Here is a 14818-nt window from a genome sequence, read left to right as displayed (position 1 = left end):
CCGCCTACTCCGCGGGTCGTCGGCTCCGCAGCACGCGGTAGCCCTTGGAGATCGCCTGGCGCGTCGTCGTCAGCTCGGGCATCGTCGCCTGGATCCAGCGCTGCAGCGAGTCGCTGCCGAGGTTGCGCTGCACGACCAGCCAGGCGTCCGAACCGGGCTCCAGTCGCGGCAGCCACCGCTGCAGGATGTCGTGCAGCTCGTTCTTGCCGACGCGGATCGGCGGATTGGACCAGATCGTGGTGAATTCCACGGAGTCGGGAACATCATCAGGGGTCACAGGGTTTATATTCGTGAGACCGAGCTTCTGCGCGTTCCTGCGCACCACGTCGAGAGCTCGGGTGTTGACGTCGACCGCCCAGACGGTCGCATGAGGGGATTCGAGAGCAAGTGTGAGAGCCAGGGGCCCCCAGCCGCAGCCGAGGTCGAGGAACTGACCTCCGGGCGGCGCAGCGGGGACATGGTCGAGGAGCACTCGCGTACCCATGTCGATGCGCTCGGGACTGAAGATCCCGTTCGCCGTCACCAATTCGTACGTCTGCCCCACCAGGCGCGCGGTGAACGGCCGCAGGTTCAGTTCACTTTCGGGCGCCGGGGAAAAATAGTGATCTCCGCTGGCCATAAGAGGACCGTACAGGACGCAGACCGACAGACAAACACACCAGCACGACGAGCTAGGGTTGACCCGACCCGGATCAGGGGACATGTATGACTGAACGAACAGAAATCGAAGAGCAGACCACGCAGCAGACCACCGACGACGTCGTCGCGCGGGTGCTCGCGACCGAGCAGAACAAGGCGTCGGTGACGCTCTTCGGCCGGGGCGCCCAGGCGCTCCAGGAGAATGCCGCCGATGGTGGCAATCACGACGGCGAGCAGTTCGACCGCGAGGAGCGCGCCGCCCTGCGCCGCGTCTCCGGGCTCTCCACCGAACTCGAGGATGTCACCGAGGTCGAGTACCGGCAGTTGCGCCTGGAGAACGTGGTGCTGATCGGCGTGTACTCGCAGGGCACCCTCCAGGATGCCGAGAACTCGCTGCGCGAACTCGCGGCACTGGCCGAGACGGCGGGCGCCGCGGTGCTCGACGGCCTCCTGCAGCGGCGACCGCACCCGGACCCCAGCACCTATCTCGGCCGCGGAAAGGCCGAGGAGCTCGCCGGGGTCGTCCGCGCCCTCGGCGCCGACACCGTCATCGCCGACACCGAGCTCGCGCCCAGCCAGCGGCGCGCACTCGAAGACGTGGTGAAGGTCAAGGTGATCGACCGGACGGCCGTGATCCTCGACATCTTCAGCCAGCACGCGAAGAGCCGGGAGGGCAAGGCGCAGGTCGAACTCGCCCAGCTCGAATACCTGCTCCCGCGCCTGCGCGGTTGGGGTGAGTCGATGTCCCGCCAGGCCGGTGGCCAGGTGGGCGGCGCCGGCGCCGGCATGGGATCGCGTGGACCGGGTGAGACGAAGATCGAGCTCGACCGCCGCCGCATCCACTCGCGCATGGCGAAGCTGCGCAAGCAGATCGCCGGGTTCAAGCCCGCGCGCGAGGCGAAACGGGCGAACCGCAACCGCAACGCCGTGCCGTCGGTGGCGATCGCCGGGTACACGAACGCGGGCAAGTCCAGCCTCCTGAACCGGGTGACGAAGGCGGGCGTGCTCGTCGAGAACGCCCTGTTCGCGACCCTGGATGCGACGGTCCGTCGCAGTGTCACGGCCGACGGCCGGCTGTACACGCTCGCCGACACCGTGGGCTTCGTGCGCAACCTGCCGCACCAGCTGGTCGAGGCGTTCCGCTCCACGCTCGAGGAGGTCGCCGACTCCGACGTCATCGTGCACGTGGTCGACGGCTCGCACCCCGACCCGGCTTCGCAGCTGGCGACGGTGCGCGACGTTATCGGGGAGGTCGGCGCCAGGGAGATCCCGGAGATCGTCGTCTTCAACAAGGCCGACCTCATCCCGGCCGACGACCGGCTGGTGCTGCGCGGCCTGGAGCCCGGGGCGATCTTCGCCTCGGCGCGCACGGGCGAGGGCATCGACGAGGTGCTCGCCGCGATCGCGCGGTTGCTGCCCGACCCTTCCGTCGAGGTCGAGCTGGTCGTGCCGTACGATCGCGGCGACCTGATCTCGGCGCTCCACGAGCGCGGGCGCGTGCTCTCGACCGATTACGTCGAGGACGGGACCCGCGTCCGTGCGCGGATCATGCCCGAGTACCAGGCGGTTTTCGAGCCGTTCGCCGTGTAGGGTCGCACACCCCGCACGGCGCCGTGAAGGCCGGACGGAACCCCTCTGTGTCATTGGATGACGCAGCGGGGTTCCGTCCGGCCTTCCGCATTGCTAGCGTGACTGCACAACCGAAGCGGGCGACCGCCGACGTGGTGCGACAGCCGAGCCCGGCACCCGCCCGCCCCGTACTCTCCGACAGCGTTCGCCGTCGGCCGGCGCGGGGTGTCCGAGAAGCTGATCGACACCTGAGGAACCATGGACTGTACTGACGCGCGGTTCTCGTTCGAGCTGTACCCGCCGCGCTCCGAACGCGCTGCGGCCACGCTGCCGACGACGATCGACCTGCTGGCGGCGTCGCGCCCCGACTTCATCTCCGTCACCTTCGGTGCCGGTGGCTCGTCGCGGGCATCGTCGCTGGAGGTGGTGCGCTACATCCTCGAGCACACCGACGTCAGCCCGATGGCGCACCTGACCTGCGTCGGGTCGTCGCACGAGGAGGCCAACCGGCTGATCCGCGAGTTCCTCGACGCGGGCGTCCGACGGTTCCTCGCAGTGCGCGGCGATCCGCCCGCGGACCTCGCGCCGGGGGAGGACGGCCTGGGCGACATCCACAGCTCCGCCGAGCTGGTGCAGCTCATCCACCGGGTGCAGGCCGAGCGCGTGCCGTACGGCGAGCTGCCGGTGCCCGGGCTGCACGCGCGGGCCGTGCTGGACCACCGGGAGCACGTCCAGATCGCCGTGGGCGCCTTCCCGCACGGGCACCCGTCGTCACGCTCGCCGTCGCAGGACATCGACACGCTCCTGGCGAAGCAGGCGGCCGGAGCGAACCTCGGCATCACCCAGCTCTTCTTCCACGCAGAGGACTACCTGTCGTTCGCGCAGCGCGCGGCTGAGGCCGGCGTGACCTTCCCCATCCTGCCCGGCATCATGCCCGTCACCTCGCCCGCGCGGCTCGCCCGCATGCTCGAACTGAGCGGGGACGACCTCCCGAGCGACCTCGCCATCGAGCTCGAAGTGGAGCCGACCGACGAGGGGCGGCGCGAGATCGGGATCGCCTGGACGGCCCGGCTGGCGCAGCGGCTGCTGGACGGCGGCGCTCCCGGCATCCACCTCTACACCTTCAACCAGCACGCGGCCGTGCTGTCCGTCCTCGACAGGATCGGGCTGCTGCCTGCCGCGCCGAGCACGGCATCCACTCTCACGGCCACAACCTCCAAGGAAAGCGAAAACGCATGACCGACACCACCACCTCACGCTCCGCCTTCCCGGTGGGCACCGTCATCGGCTACCCCCGGATCGGCCGTCGCCGCGAGCTCAAGAAGGCCGTGGAGGCCTTCTGGGCGGGCGACATCACCGCCGACGAGCTCGAGACGACCGCGGCAGGACTGCGCGCGGCGACCCGCGAGCGTCTCGCGGCGCTGGGCCTCGGCCGCGACGACGCCGCGATCCCGGAGAGCTTCAGCTTCTACGACCAGGTGCTCGACGCCGCGGTGACGGTGGGCGCCGTCCCCTCGCGCTTCGCGGACCTCGTCGGCGACGACGGGGCGGTCGACCTGGCCGGCTACTTCACGATCGCGCGCGGCGAGGGCGAGAAGGCGCCGCTGGAGATGACCAAGTGGTTCGACTCGAACTACCACTACCTCGTTCCCGAGATCGGCCCGGAGACCGCGTTCCGGCTGGCGTCCGACCGGATCGTCCGCGAGTTCGAGGAGGCGCGCGCCGCGGGCTTCGTCACCCGGCCCGTTCTCGTCGGACCGGTCACTTTCCTGCTCCTGAGCAAGGCGAGCGACGAGGCGCCGGAGGGCTTCCGCCCGCTGTCCCGGCTCGCCGACCTCCTGCCGGTCTACGCGGACCTGCTCGCACGCCTCGCCGCCGCGGGCGCGCCGTGGGTGCAGCTGGACGAGCCTGCGCTCGTCTCGGAGAGCATCGACGAGGAGCGCACCGAGGTGCTCGAGGCCACGCGTGCGGCCTACGCCGCCCTGGGCGCGGCGAGCGAACGACCGGCGATCTTCGTCGCGGCGCCCTACGGGAGCCTGGACGACGCCCTGCCGGTGCTCGCGGTCTCGCCCGTCGAGGCGATCTCGCTCGACCTGGTGCGCGGCGACCTCCCGAGCGAGCTCGACGCGGCCACGCGAAGCGCGCTGGCGACCAAGACCCTGGTCGGCGGCGTCGTCGACGGCCACAACATCTGGCGAGGCGACCTGGAAGCCGCGTTCGGAAAGCTGACCGCACTGCTGTCACTCAGCCCGGACGTCGCAGTGTCGACCTCCACCTCGCTGCTGCACGTGCCGCACGACGTCGACGACGAGCCGGAGCTCGACGCGCGCCTGAAGACGTGGCTGGCGTTCGCCGACCAGAAGGTCGGTCAGGTCGCCGTGCTGGCGCGCGGGATCGTCGACGGCCACGAGGCGATCCAGGACGAGCTGAGTGCTGCCAGCGCGGCCCTCGCGGACCGTGCCGCAGCACCTGGAGTCCGGGTGGAGGCCGTGCGGGCGCGTGAGGCCGCCCTGACCCGCGCGGACTTCCGGCGCGGCGACTATGCGGCGCGCCTGGCTGCCCAGGACGACGCGCTGCAGCTGCCGTTCCTGCCGACGACGACCATCGGATCGTTCCCGCAGACCGCGGACATCCGGCGTTCCCGCGCGCAGTTCGCGAAGGGCCTCATCACCGAGGCCGACTACCTCGGCCGGATGCAGGCGGAGATCAAGCGCGTCGTCGACCTCCAGGAGGAGATCGGCCTCGACGTCATCGTCCACGGCGAGCCGGAGCGCAACGACATGGTGCAGTACTTCGCCGAGAACCTCGACGGGTTCGCGGTCACCCAGAACGGCTGGGTGCAGTCGTACGGGTCGCGCTGTACGCGCCCGTCGATCCTGTGGGGAGACGTGTCGCGTCCGAAGCCGATCACGGTCGACTGGTCGACCTACACGCAGACCCTGACCGACAAGCCGGTCAAGGGCATGCTCACGGGCCCGGTCACGATCCTCGCCTGGTCGTTCGTACGCGACGACCAGCCGCTCGGCGAGACCGCGCGCCAGGTGGCGCTCGCCCTGCGCGACGAGATCGCCGACCTGGAGGCGGCGGGCATCCGCGTCGTGCAGGTGGACGAGCCGGCGCTGCGCGAGCTGCTGCCGCTCAAGCGCGCCGCCCAGCACGACTACCTCGAGTGGTCGGTCGGGTCGTTCCGCCTCGCGACGTCCGGCGTCGCGGATGCGACACAGATCCACACCCACCTCTGCTACTCGGAGTTCGGCGTGGTGATCGACGCGATCCGCAACCTCGACGCCGACGTCACGAGCATCGAGGCGGCGCGCAGCCGCATGGAGGTCGTGCACGACATCCAGCGCTCCGGCTTCGAGCACGGCATCGGCCCGGGCGTCTACGACATCCACTCGCCGCGCGTGCCCTCGGTCGCCGAGGTGACGGAGCTGCTGGAGACGGCGCTCAGCGCGATCCCCGGCCGCCAGCTCTGGGTGAACCCGGACTGCGGGCTGAAGACGCGCGGCTACGACGAGACGGTCGCCTCGCTCCGCAACATCCTCGCCGCCACGCGCGACGTGCGGGAGCGCGCCGGCGTCTCAGCCTGACCCGGGTCGTCCGCGACGGAGGTCGCGTCGCCTCGTTCCGCTCTGCGCGGACGGGGCGGCGCGACCTCCGTGCGTTCGGCGATGATGGGCGCATGGTGCGCATTGCCGACGACGAGTTCGAGCGGTTGGTGGACGACGTGTTCGACGGGCTCCCGGACGACATGGTGCGGCCGCTGGAGAACGTCGCGATCCTGATCGCCGACCAGCCGCCCGGCGCGCGTCCGCGGCTGTACGGCCTGTACACCGGGCATCCGCTGACCCGGAGGGGCGTCTACGGGTTCGGGGAGCTGCCCGACCGGATCACGCTGTTCCGCAACAATCTCGAGGCGAGCTGCGAGACCGTCGAGCAGTTGCGGGCACGCGTGCGCATCACGCTCGTGCACGAGATCGGGCACTACTTCGGACTCGACGACGCGCGACTGCAGGAGCTGGGCTGGGCGTGATGCGCGCCTGCGCGGCTCAGACCGCGCGGAGGACGGCGACGACCTTGCCGAGGATCTGGGAGTAGTCGCCGAGGATCGGCTCGAAGTTGGAGTTGCGGGGGAGCAGCCAGGTGTGGCCGTCGCGCTGGCGGAAGACCTTGACCGTGGCCTCCTCGTCGAGCATGGCCGCGACGATGTCGCCGTTCTCCGCGGTGTTCTGGGAGCGGACCACGACCCAGTCGCCGTCGCAGATGGCGGCGTCGATCATCGACTCCCCGATGACCTTGAGCATGAAGAGCTCGCCGTTGCCCACCAGCTGCCGGGGGAGCGGGAAGACCTCCTCAACCTGCTGCTCCGCCGTGATCGGAACGCCGGCGGCGATGCGGCCGACCAGCGGGACCATGGCCGCATCGCCGACAGGCGTCTGGTTCTCGAAGTCGGGGGTGGGCCCGGCGGGCAGGTCGATCAGGATCTCGAGGGCGCGCGGACGGTTGGGATCGCGCCGCAGGTAGCCGCTCAGCTCGAGCTGGTTCAGCTGGTGGGTGACGGACGAGAGCGAGGAGAGGCCGACGGCGTCGCCGATCTCGCGCATGCTCGGCGGGTAGCCGCGCTGGCTCACCGACCGCTGGATCACGTCGAGGATGGCGAGCTGCTTCTCGCTGAGGTTCTTGCGGCGCCGCGTGCGCGGAGCCTGGTTCTCGTTCGACACGCTCGTCCCTTCGTGACCGTCCACGCACCCGGTCGGAACCGAATGTCGGTGGTGCCTGGTTGTCTTTCCTCCAGACAATCGAAACTGTATCCACGATACGGCGGCCCGACAAACATGTGTTCGAGTGTGTCTCGAAATTCGTGCGGGAATTCCCTCTGGATCGTCGATTGCGATTTCGAACATTCGAAGATATATTCTGAACAGAGCTTCGACGAAGCCCGAGGAGGTCACGATCATGAGCACAGCAGTCATGAGCACCGCGTCGATGAACGGCACTGGATCCTTCACGAGTGGATCCTTCGCGACTGGATCCTTCGCCACCGGATCCGTGAGCGCAGAGTCACGGCCGTCGGCCGCCCCGCGCGTCCGGCTCCGCCTCACGCGCCGCGGGCGCGTCGTCCTCACGGCGCTCGTCGCCCTCCCGGTCGTCATCGGTGCGCTCGTGTTCGCCCTCAACGGCGGAGTCGCCGCGGCCACCGGCGAACAGACGCACGTGACCTTCCACTACGTCACGGTGCAGTCGGGCGACTCGCTCTGGTCGGTCGCCGAGCGCCTGGCGCCCAACGCCGACCCGCGCGACGTCATCGCCGACCTCGTCTCGCTCAACGGGCTGGAGTCCGCGGTCGTCACGCCGGGGCAGCAGCTCGCCATCCCGACGCAGTACGACAAATAAGCCGCCCGCCCCCCGTCACACGGCGAAGCACCGCGCACCACGCTGACTACCATTGAGGGGTGACTTCCCTCTCCGATCTCCCGATCCGTGACGACCTGCGCGGTCGCACCCCGTACGGTGCGCCTCAGAAGGTCGTGCCCGTCGCGCTGAACGTGAACGAGAACACGCATCCGGTCCCAGAGGATGTCGCGGCGGACATCGTGGCGCGGGTGGCCGTGGCCGTCACCGGTGTCAACCGCTATCCCGATCGGGAGTTCACCGAGCTGCGGGAGGCGTTCGCCGGGTATCTCGGTCACGGGCTCGCGGCCGAGCAGATCTGGGCGGCGAACGGGTCGAACGAGGTCTTGCAGCACATCCTGCAAGCTTTCGGAGGCCCCGGCCGCAGCCTTCTCGGGTTCGCCCCGACCTACTCGATGTACCCGCTGCTGGCCTCCGGAACCGGCACCTCCTGGATCGCGGCACCCCGCGACGCCGAGTTCGAGCTGTCGCCGCAGACCGCCGCCGCCGCTGTGCGGGAGCACGACCCGGACATCGTCATCCTCTGCTCGCCCAACAACCCGACCGGCACTCCGCTCGACCTGGCCACGATCGAGGCGGTCTACGACGCGGCCTCGGGCATCGTGGTCGTCGACGAGGCCTACGCCGAGTTCCTGCCGGACGGCGAGCAGACCGCGCTCACGCTCCTCGCCGGACGTCCGCGCCTGCTGATCTCCCGCACGATGAGCAAGGCCTTCGCCTTCGCCGGCGCGCGCGTCGGGTACCTCGCCGCCGACCCAGCGGTCGTCGACGCCCTCCGCCTCGTGCGCCTGCCGTACCACCTGTCCGCGATCACCCAGGCTGCCGCCCTCGGCGCGCTCGCGCACGCGGACGAGATGCTGGCGATGGTCGGCGAGATCCGCGCCCAGCGCGACCGGCTGGTGGTCGAGCTCGCCGAGCTCGGCTACCTGCCGCACCGCAGCGGGAGCAACTTCGTGCTGTTCGGCGGGGTGGACGATCCGCACGCGGTCTTCGAATCGCTGCTCGAGCGTGGAGTGCTCATCCGCGACGTCGGCATCCCGAACCACCTGCGGGTGACGGCGGGCACCGAGATCGAGACCACGGCCTTCCTCGAAGCCCTCCGTGCGCTGGGCCGGCCCGGCGCGGCCCTGACCACCGACGCGGCCCCAGTAAACTCGCAGTCATGACGAACCGGACCGCCCAGCTCCAGCGTGCCACCAGCGAGTCGAGCATCGAGCTGAGCCTCGACCTCGACGGCACCGGCGCGTCCGACATCCACACGTCGGTGCCGTTCTTCGACCACCTGCTCACCGCGTTCGCGAAGCACTCCCTCACCGATCTCCGGGTGCGGGCGAGCGGCGACACCGACATCGACGTGCACCACACCGTCGAAGACGTGGGCATCGTGCTCGGTCAGGCCATCCGGGAGGCGCTCGGCGACAAGTCGGGCATCTCGCGTTACGGCGACGCCCTTGTGCCGCTGGACGAGGCGCTCGTGCAGGCGGTCGTCGACATCTCCGGCCGTCCGTACCTGGTTCACGGCGGCGAGCCGGCCGGATTCGAGTTCCACCTGATCGGCGGGCACTTCACCGGGTCGATGGTGCGGCACGTGTTCGAGGCCATCGCGTTCAACTCGGGCATCACGCTGCACGTCACCGTCGTGGGCGGCCGCGATCCGCACCACATCGCGGAGGCCGAGTTCAAGGCGTTCGCGCGCGCGTTCCGGCAGGCGAAGGCGTTCGACCCGCTGGTGTCGGGCATCCCCTCGACGAAGGGCGCGCTGTGAGCGCACCGGACGTCGTCGTCTTCGACTACGGCACGGGCAACGTGCACTCGGCGGTCAAGGCCCTCGAGGCCGCCGGCGCGAACGTGGAGCTCACCGGCAACCGCCGCAGGGCGCAGGAGGCCGACGGCCTCCTCGTCCCGGGGGTCGGCGCCTTCGCGGCCGTGGTGGACGCGCTGCGCCGCTCGCACGGCGACGAGGTTATCGACCGCCGGCTCGCCGGAGGGCGACCCGTGCTCGGCATCTGCGTCGGCATGCAGGTGCTGTTCGAGCGCGGGGTCGAGCACGGAATCGAGAGCGAGGGGCTCGGCGAATGGCCGGGCACGGTCGACCGGATCCGGGCCGACGTGGTGCCGCACATGGGCTGGAACACGGTCGATGCCCCGGGCGACTCCGTGCTGTTCGACGGGATCCGCGACGAGCGCTTCTACTTCGTGCACTCGTATGCGGCACAGGACTGGACCCTGGAGGCCACCGGCCCCTTCCCGAAGCCGCGCGTCACCTGGGCAGAGCACGGCTCGCGGTTCGTCGCTGCCGTCGAGAACGGCCCGCTCAGCGCGACCCAGTTCCACCCTGAGAAGTCCGGCGGCGCCGGGCTCCGGTTGCTCCGCAACTGGATCGGCTCGCTCTAGCGAGACCTGTCACGTCCGCCGCGCGTACCCGATCGAAGACCCCCTCGAGAAAGACATCGACATGAGCGAATTCACGAACACGCCCAAGCTCGTCCTGCTGCCTGCCGTGGACGTGGCGGACGGCAAAGCGGTGCGCCTGACCCAGGGCGAGGCCGGCAGCGAGACCAGCTACGGCGACCCCGTCGACGCGGCTGCCGAGTGGGCGGATGCCGGAGCCGAGTGGATCCACCTGGTCGACCTCGACGCGGCCTTCGGGCGCGGGAGCAACCGCGACCTCCTGAAGAAGGTCATCCGACAGACCAAGGGTGTGCGCATCGAGCTCTCCGGCGGCATCCGCGACGACGAGTCGCTCGAGCAGGCGCTGGAGATCGGCGCCACCCGCGTGAACCTCGGCACCGCGGCTCTCGAGAACCCGGAGTGGGCGGCCAACGTCATCGGTCGGTACGGCGAGGCGATCGCGGTCGGCCTGGACGTGCGCGGCACGACGCTCGCGGCGCGCGGCTGGACGCGCGACGGCGGCGACCTGTGGGAGGTGCTCGGCCGTCTCGAGGAGGCCGGCTGCGCACGCTACGTCGTGACCGACGTGACCAAGGACGGCACCCTCAAGGGCCCGAACCTCGACCTGCTCCGAGAGGTCATGGAGCGCACCGAGCGCCCGGTCGTGGCCTCCGGAGGCATCTCCAGCCTCGACGACATCGCGGCGCTGCGCGAGCTGGTGCCGCTCGGCCTGGAGGGTGCGATCGTCGGCAAGGCGCTCTACTCCGGCGCGTTCACGCTTCCCGAGGCGCTGGATGTCGCCGGCGACTGAGCCGCCGGAGGGCGCCGACGATCGAGGAGCCGATCAGCGACCGAAGCCGACCGAGGCCGGCGCGGAGCGGCTGGGCGGGTTCGCCGCAGCGCTGGCGGGCTTCACCGCGTCGCAGGGCGACTCCGCCGGTCAGCCGTGGGAGGGCCGCGAGTTCGACGACAACCCCTTCGGCGACGACGACGGCTCCGCGCCTCCCGCACTGCTCGGCGCGCTCGCCGCGTTCCGGGCGGGCGAGGTGGGCCCGGAGGCGGTGGTGGACGCTGTCCGCGGCGTGCGGGTGCTGATCCCGCTGATCGCCGAGCTGGGGGAGGAGGGCACGAGCGACTCCGGCCTCGCCGTCGACAAGACGCAGGAGCTTTCGATCGTCACTGTCGCCGCGCCCGACGGCCGCCGCGTGCTGCCGGTGTTCTCGTCGGTCACAGCGATGCAGGCGTGGAACCCCGCCGCGCGGCCGGTTCCGGCGGCGGGCCCGCGCGCCGCGCTCGCCGCGGCGTCGGAGGAGACCGAGCTGCTCGTGCTCGACCCGACCTCCGAGACCGAGTTCGTTCTCCGCCGCCCCGCCGTGTGGGCGCTCGCCCAAGGAGGGCCCTGGCTGCCGAGCGACCGCGACCCCGTGGTGGCCGACGCGTTCCGCGCCTCCGTCGGCTCTGAGCTGGGCGTGCTCGACATCGAGCTGCTGGCGGGGGATCCGGACTGCCGGCTCGCCGCCGAGGAGCTCGTCGTGCGACTGACACTGGCGAGCGGACTGACCGCTGAGGAGCTCAACGGCATCCTGTCGCGGCTCGCGCAGCGCTGGGCCGCCGACGATGCCATCGCGACACGCGTCGACTCCCTGCGCGTGCAGCTCGCCACCGCCTCCTGAACGCAGTGCGGCGCTGCCGAGGGGCACGTAGGCGCCCCTAAAAGCGCGTTTTAGGGGCGCCTACGTGCCCCTCGGGCTCGCGCCCCGCCCCTCAGGCCACGTGGCTTAGGCGGTGCGGAGCATCCGGAGGCCGGCGACGACGGACAGCGCCGCCACGATCGCGACGAAGCCGACGAGCACCGGCACCAACGGCCACAGGATGAGCGCGACGCCGACGAGCAGCACGGGCAGCGCGAGGCCGACGTACGCGATGAGGAAGATCGCCGCGAGCACCTCTCCCCGACGCTCCGGTGCCGCGAGCGAACCGGCCACCAGGATGGCGGCGCGGAAGAGCAGGCCGACACCCGCTCCCGCGACCACCCCCGCCGTGACGAACGCGGCGAGCGAGCCGCCGAGCACGCCGACGGCCAGACCGGCGAGTCCCAGCGCCACGAGTGCGATCGCGACGATCAGCTGCGTCCGAGTGCGGACGGGCGCGAACACGATCTGCGAGACGGCGGAGGCCGCGAACACCGAGAACGGCACGACTCCGGCGACCAGATGCGACGCGACGTGGAACGTCCCGGAAAGCACGCTCGGTGCCAGCGATGTGAACAGACCGAACACCGCGAACCCGGCGAAGGCGGCGATCGCGGCGGCCGAGAACGCGCCACGAGAGGCCGCAGGGAGGGAGATTCGCTGCGGACGGTAGGGAGGCCGCTCCTCCGCGCGTTCGACGGTCTCGGGCACGAGGGCGACCGAGACGGCCGCGATGGCGAGCACGACCAGGAAGACGGCGTACGGGAGCAGCAGCGGCGCGGGCAGGAACTGTGCGAAGAGGCCCCCGATCAGCGGACCGAGCGCGAGACCTCCGGTGTTGACCACCGTCGAGACCGTCCCGGCCAGCCGCGGCCCCTCGTCGGGACGGGCGACGGACCTCAGCTCGCTCAGATGGGCGGTCGCGCTCGCGGTGAGCGCGCCGACTCCGACGCCGGAGATCAGCCGTGCGACGAGAAGGCCGCTGACGTCGTTCCAGACCAGGAACAGGGCCGCGGCGACGATCTCGAGAAGGATCGCGACGAGGACCATCCGGCGCCGGCCCGCCCAGTCGCTGAGATGACCGATCAGGAACAGGCTGGCGATCACGCCGACGGCGTAGGCGGCGAAGACGACCGTGATCACCCAGGTCGGGAATCCGTCGCGCTGCTGATACAGCGCGTAGAGCGGGGTCGGGATGGTCGAGAACGCCATCACCGCGAGGAAGGCCGCTGCGATCACCCAGAACCCTGTGCCGTGGCGGAGGCGCCAGGTCGGGCGGGTGCGGGCGGAGCTGGAGGCGGGAGCATCGATCGACATAGCTCGATGATCGACCCGGGCATGCGATCGTGTCCAACGAATGATTCGGATGTTGACAATCGGAATAGCCGATCGCAACGCTACGATGACCGGATGGACACCCGGCAATTGGAGTACTTCGTCGCGGTCGCCGAGGAGCAGAACTTCACCCGGGCCGCGGCTCGGCTGTTCGCAGCCCAGTCCACGGTCTCGGCAGGAGTGGCCGCGCTCGAGCGGGAACTCGGCGCCCGCCTGTTCGAGCGCGACGCCCACGGGGTCCGGCTCACCGGCATCGGGGAGGCCGCGCTCGCCGAAGCGCGCACCGGCCTCCAATCGATCGAGCGGCTCCGCGACCTCGCGGTCGGCGAGGGCGGGTTGCGTGGCGCCGTACGCGTGGGGATCTTCACCAACCTGGCGTCGATCGACCTCCCCGGCATCATGGGCGAGTTCCGGAGGCGGCACCCGGGCGTCGATCTGAGACTCGGGCCGTCACCCAGCGGTTCGACGGGTCTCGCCGACGACGTCCGGCAGGGACGGGTCGACGTCGCGTTCCTCGGCCTGCCCGACAGAGTGCCCGGCGTGCTCGAGCTGCCGCTCGCGGAAACGCCGTTCGTGGCCGTGCTGCCGGAGGGCCATCCACGTGCCGAAGGCGGCGGACCCGTGGCCCTGGAGACGCTCGCCGCGGAGCGCTGGGTGGACGCGCGCGCTGGCTTCGGCAACCGTGTCACCCTCGACCGCGCGCTGACGGCGGCGGGGCTGACCAGGCAGGTCGCGACCGAGGTGTCCGACCTGGGCGAGATCCCGCGCTTCGTGGCCGCGGGCCTGGGCGTGGCCGCCCTTCCCTCCCTCACCGTCCTCCCCACGGCCGGCGTGGTGACCCGGCCGCTCACGCCGGCGATCCAGTGGCGCCTCAGCGTCATCGCGCATCCGCGGCCGGGCGCGGCGGCGCGTGCTCTCGTTGGCCTGATCGCCGAGCGGTTCGGGCGTGCGGTTCCGCCTACGCTGGAGGCATCATGACCGTTCTCGCCGCCATCGTCCTGTTCCTCAACGCACTGTTCAACGTGGTCGCCTGGCCGCGGTTCTTCTCGCGGGTGCGCGCCGACGACCGCGCACGAGACGCCGCAGGACGGGTGACCCCCTTCCTCGTGGTGCACGCGGTCCTCCTGGGCGTCGCCCTCCTGCTCGCCGCTCTGTCGGCCGTCGCCGGTGTGCTGTTGCTCGTCTCGTGACGCGGATGGGAGCATGAATACATGGCCCTCTCGATCACCGGCGACGCGGAAACGGACGCCCTCCTCGACCAGTCCCCGTTCGCGCTGCTCGTCGGAATGCTGCTCGATCAGCAGATCGCGATGGAGACCGCATTCAGCGGACCCGCCAAGCTGCGCGACCGGCTCGGCTCCCTCGACCCGGCCGGCATCGCCTCGCTGGACCCCGACCGGCTGGTCGAGGTGATGAAGCAGTCGCCGTCCGTGCACCGGTTCCCCGGCTCGATGGCCGGACGTCTGCAGTCGCTGGCGTCGGCGATCGTGACCGACTGGGGCGGCGACACCGCAGCGATCTGGACGCAGGGCGACCCGGACGGCGCCGAGGTGCTGCGCCGGCTGAAGGCGCTGCCCGGCTTCGGCGAGCAGAAGGCGAAGATCTTCCTCGCCCTGCTCGGCAAGCAGAAGGGTCTGGACGTCCCGGGCTGGCGGGAGGCCGCGGGCGACTACGGGCTGGAAGGCTACCGCTCGGTGGCCGACATCGTCGACGCCGACTCGCTCACCCGCGTGCGCGAGCACAAGCGCGCGATGAAGGCGGCCGCCAAGGGGTGAAGGCTG

Annotated in this window: 16 protein-coding genes; 13 read left to right on the top strand and 3 right to left on the bottom strand. The window is 70.8% G+C overall.

What is annotated here, in order from left to right; translation table 11 throughout:
- Nucleotides 1-4 precede the first annotated feature (4 nt).
- Nucleotides 5-619 carry a class I SAM-dependent methyltransferase gene (locus KNO15_RS04455; protein WP_241702228.1) on the bottom strand — a complete coding sequence of 205 codons (615 nt, stop codon included), beginning with the start codon at nucleotides 617-619 and terminating at the stop codon, nucleotides 5-7.
- An 86-nt stretch (nucleotides 620-705) separates the two neighbouring features.
- Here KNO15_RS04455 and hflX point away from each other — a divergent pair, with 86 nt between their 5' ends.
- The 4 genes from hflX (at nucleotide 706) to KNO15_RS04435 (ending at nucleotide 6241) form a co-directional block, all read left to right on the top strand.
- Nucleotides 706-2229, top strand: a complete 1524-nt coding sequence (hflX, locus tag KNO15_RS04450) for a GTPase HflX (protein ID WP_241702227.1) — start codon at nucleotides 706-708, stop codon at nucleotides 2227-2229.
- Between the two features lie 237 nt (nucleotides 2230-2466).
- Nucleotides 2467-3447: a methylenetetrahydrofolate reductase gene (locus KNO15_RS04445; RefSeq protein ID WP_241702226.1), complete on the top strand. Its 981-nt coding sequence runs from the start codon at nucleotides 2467-2469 to the stop codon at nucleotides 3445-3447.
- Nucleotides 3444-5798, top strand: coding sequence for a 5-methyltetrahydropteroyltriglutamate--homocysteine S-methyltransferase (gene metE, locus KNO15_RS04440; RefSeq protein WP_241702225.1), 2355 nt, complete (start codon nucleotides 3444-3446; stop codon nucleotides 5796-5798). The genes KNO15_RS04445 and metE overlap by 4 nt, the downstream gene beginning before the upstream one ends.
- Nucleotides 5799-5890: 92 nt before the next feature.
- Complete coding sequence (locus KNO15_RS04435; RefSeq protein ID WP_241702224.1) at nucleotides 5891-6241, top strand: metallopeptidase family protein; 351 nt, start codon at nucleotides 5891-5893, stop codon at nucleotides 6239-6241.
- Nucleotides 6242-6257: 16 nt separating this feature from the next.
- Here the strand turns inward: KNO15_RS04435 and lexA are convergent, their stop codons facing one another.
- A complete protein-coding gene (lexA, locus tag KNO15_RS04430; RefSeq protein WP_241702223.1) occupies nucleotides 6258-6929 on the bottom strand; it encodes a transcriptional repressor LexA in 672 nt (223 codons plus the stop codon).
- A 235-nt stretch (nucleotides 6930-7164) separates the two neighbouring features.
- Between lexA and KNO15_RS04425 the strand changes: the two genes are divergently transcribed.
- The 6 genes from KNO15_RS04425 (at nucleotide 7165) to KNO15_RS04400 (ending at nucleotide 11684) form a co-directional block, all read left to right on the top strand.
- Nucleotides 7165-7602 carry a LysM peptidoglycan-binding domain-containing protein gene (locus tag KNO15_RS04425; protein ID WP_241702222.1) on the top strand — a complete coding sequence of 146 codons (438 nt, stop codon included), beginning with the start codon at nucleotides 7165-7167 and terminating at the stop codon, nucleotides 7600-7602.
- A 59-nt stretch (nucleotides 7603-7661) separates the two neighbouring features.
- Nucleotides 7662-8786, top strand: coding sequence for a histidinol-phosphate transaminase (locus KNO15_RS04420; RefSeq protein ID WP_241702221.1), 1125 nt, complete (start codon nucleotides 7662-7664; stop codon nucleotides 8784-8786).
- The gene (gene hisB / locus KNO15_RS04415) at nucleotides 8783-9385 is read left to right on the top strand and encodes an imidazoleglycerol-phosphate dehydratase HisB (protein ID WP_208039636.1); all 603 of its coding nucleotides are present in this window, start codon (nucleotides 8783-8785) and stop codon (nucleotides 9383-9385) included. Before KNO15_RS04420 ends, hisB begins: the two co-directional genes overlap by 4 nt.
- The gene (hisH, locus tag KNO15_RS04410) at nucleotides 9382-10014 is read left to right on the top strand and encodes an imidazole glycerol phosphate synthase subunit HisH (protein WP_241702220.1); all 633 of its coding nucleotides are present in this window, start codon (nucleotides 9382-9384) and stop codon (nucleotides 10012-10014) included. Before hisB ends, hisH begins: the two co-directional genes overlap by 4 nt.
- Nucleotides 10015-10075: 61 nt before the next feature.
- Nucleotides 10076-10822: a bifunctional 1-(5-phosphoribosyl)-5-((5-phosphoribosylamino)methylideneamino)imidazole-4-carboxamide isomerase/phosphoribosylanthranilate isomerase PriA gene (priA, locus tag KNO15_RS04405; RefSeq protein ID WP_241702219.1), complete on the top strand. Its 747-nt coding sequence runs from the start codon at nucleotides 10076-10078 to the stop codon at nucleotides 10820-10822.
- Nucleotides 10806-11684: an SseB family protein gene (locus KNO15_RS04400; protein ID WP_241702218.1), complete on the top strand. Its 879-nt coding sequence runs from the start codon at nucleotides 10806-10808 to the stop codon at nucleotides 11682-11684. The genes priA and KNO15_RS04400 overlap by 17 nt, the downstream gene beginning before the upstream one ends.
- 105 nt (nucleotides 11685-11789) lie before the next feature.
- Here the strand turns inward: KNO15_RS04400 and KNO15_RS04395 are convergent, their stop codons facing one another.
- Complete coding sequence (locus KNO15_RS04395) at nucleotides 11790-13097, bottom strand: MFS transporter (protein ID WP_441328146.1); 1308 nt, start codon at nucleotides 13095-13097, stop codon at nucleotides 11790-11792.
- A 15-nt stretch (nucleotides 13098-13112) separates the two neighbouring features.
- On the opposite strand from KNO15_RS04395, the gene KNO15_RS04390 reads away from it, so the two are divergent.
- Genes KNO15_RS04390 through KNO15_RS04380 form a run of 3 tightly spaced genes read left to right on the top strand, consistent with a single transcriptional unit; the run spans nucleotide 13113 to nucleotide 14812 of the window.
- Nucleotides 13113-14015: a LysR family transcriptional regulator gene (locus KNO15_RS04390; RefSeq protein ID WP_241702216.1), complete on the top strand. Its 903-nt coding sequence runs from the start codon at nucleotides 13113-13115 to the stop codon at nucleotides 14013-14015.
- Complete coding sequence (locus KNO15_RS04385; protein ID WP_241702215.1) at nucleotides 14012-14227, top strand: SCO4848 family membrane protein; 216 nt, start codon at nucleotides 14012-14014, stop codon at nucleotides 14225-14227. Before KNO15_RS04390 ends, KNO15_RS04385 begins: the two co-directional genes overlap by 4 nt.
- Before the next feature lie 21 nt (nucleotides 14228-14248).
- A complete protein-coding gene (locus tag KNO15_RS04380) occupies nucleotides 14249-14812 on the top strand; it encodes an HhH-GPD-type base excision DNA repair protein (protein WP_241702214.1) in 564 nt (187 codons plus the stop codon).
- Nucleotides 14813-14818 lie beyond the last annotated feature (6 nt).

Origin of the sequence: Leifsonia shinshuensis (genome assembly GCF_022606355.1) — a bacterium.
GTDB classification, from domain to species: domain Bacteria; phylum Actinomycetota; class Actinomycetes; order Actinomycetales; family Microbacteriaceae; genus Leifsonia; species Leifsonia shinshuensis_B.
This window is presented reverse-complemented; position numbering and strand designations above follow the sequence as displayed.